Genomic DNA, 1,902 nt, shown 5'->3' on the forward strand with positions numbered 1-1,902 from the left:
AGAACGCCCCGGTTCCGGGATCGAGCAACGCTCCGGCGATCCCGAGCGGCTTCGGTGTCAGTGGCAATGTCCTGACCGACGGCAACGGCAACTCGACGGTCTATCTGCAGTCCGGCACGGTTGCCGACGTGCTGAACGCAATCGACCTTGCCACCGGCGTGCAGACCTCCTCGATCGCGGCCAACGGCACGGCGACGCTGAGCCCCGCAACCGGTCAGATCGCCTCGTCGATCAACGCCTCCGGCCAGCTCAAGCTGTCCACCGGCGTCAACGCCGACCTGTCGATCACCGGCACCGGCAATGCGCTGAACGTGCTTGGACTTGCCGGCAACACCGGCACGGCAACCGCCTTCACCGCGGCTCGCACCTCCGGCATCGGCGGCATCAGCGGCAAGACCCTGACCTTCTCCTCCTTCAACGGCGGCACGGCGGTCAACGTCACCTTCGGCGACGGCACCAACGGCACGGTCAAGACGCTCGATCAGCTCAACTCCGCGCTTCAGGCCAACAACCTGACGGCGACGATCGACGCCAACGGCCTGCTGACGGTTTCCACCACCAACGACTACGCGTCCTCGACCATCGGTTCGAGCGCCGCGGGTGGTGCGATCGGCGGTACGCTGACGACGGCGCTGACCTTCTCGACGGCTTCCACCCCCGTCCAGGACACGGTTGCGCAGACCTCTCGTGCCAACCTCGTCAACCAGTACAACAACATCCTGAACCAGATCGACACGACCTCGCAGGACTCCTCGTTCAACGGCGTCAACCTCTTGAACGGCGATCAGCTCAAGCTGGTGTTCGACGAGACCGGCAAGTCGAACCTCAGCATCACGGGCGTGACCTACAACTCCAAGGGTCTCGGCCTTGCTGCGCTGACCAGCGGTGTCGACTTCATCGACAACGCTGCCACCAACAAGGTGCTGACCAACCTGAACGCCGCGTCGAGCACGCTGCGCTCGGAAGCTTCGGCGCTCGGTTCGAACCTGTCCGTGGTGCAGGTGCGTCAGGACTTCAACAAGAGCCTGATCAACGTGCTGCAGACCGGCTCGTCCAACCTGACGCTGGCCGACACCAATACCGAAGCGGCCAACAGCCAGGCGCTGTCGACCCGCCAGTCGATCGCGGTCTCCGCGCTGTCGCTGGCCAACCAGTCGCAGCAGAGCGTGCTGCAGCTGCTCCGCTAACAAGCGGCAGACATCGCAAAACCAATATGGCGGCGGGGCTTCGGCCCCGCCGCTTTCTTTTGTGCCGGCATCAGACTGCCGCTCGGCTGATGAAAGCGATGCATTCCGGTACAGCGAATTGCTCACTCTGAGTTATGGTTGACAAGTGGCAAACGCTTCATCGGTGTATCAAAAAGCATCATCCGATCATGACGATACGGCGAAGCCAGATGCTGCGTCGATCGCCCATATGGTGAATCCCGACAAGGACTGCCGCGACACGCTTCATGCTTTGTTAGCCCTCCGCGTTCACCGTCCCGAGCATCGATTAATCCTAATCGAAGTTTTGTTGCGTTGCGTACCAGAAGGGTAACACTCAATGTCCGGTATCGTTCTCTCTTCCTCGGTTCGTCAGAACCTGCTCTCCCTCCAGTCCACCGCTGATCTTCTCGCCACCACGCAGAGCCGCCTGTCGACCGGCAAGAGCGTCAACTCGGCCCTGGACAATCCCACCAACTTCTTCACCGCACAGTCGCTCGACAACCGCGCCAGCGACATCAACAATCTGCTCGACGGCATTGCCAACGGCGTGCAGGTGCTGCAGGCCGCCAACACCGGCATCACCTCGCTGCAGAAGCTGATCGACAGCGCCAAGTCGATCGCCAACCAGGCGCTGCAGACGACCGTCGGTTACTCCACCAAGTCCAACGTCTCCACCACCATCTCGGGTGCGACG

At 62.1% G+C, this 1,902-nt stretch carries 2 protein-coding genes; both read left to right on the top strand.

Annotated features, from left to right (window positions below; translation table 11 throughout):
• On the top strand, nt 1-1,187 hold a 1,187-nt coding region (locus tag WN73_RS11845), incomplete at its 5' end, for a DUF1522 domain-containing protein (protein ID WP_271552900.1).
• A gap of 358 nt (nt 1,188-1,545) precedes the next feature.
• Nucleotides 1,546-1,902: flagellin N-terminal helical domain-containing protein (locus WN73_RS11850; RefSeq protein WP_442870072.1), on the top strand; the 357-nt coding region annotated here is incomplete at its 3' end.

It is taken from the genome of Bradyrhizobium sp. CCBAU 45394 (assembly GCF_028128655.1).
GTDB lineage: Bacteria > Pseudomonadota > Alphaproteobacteria > Rhizobiales > Xanthobacteraceae > Bradyrhizobium > Bradyrhizobium diazoefficiens.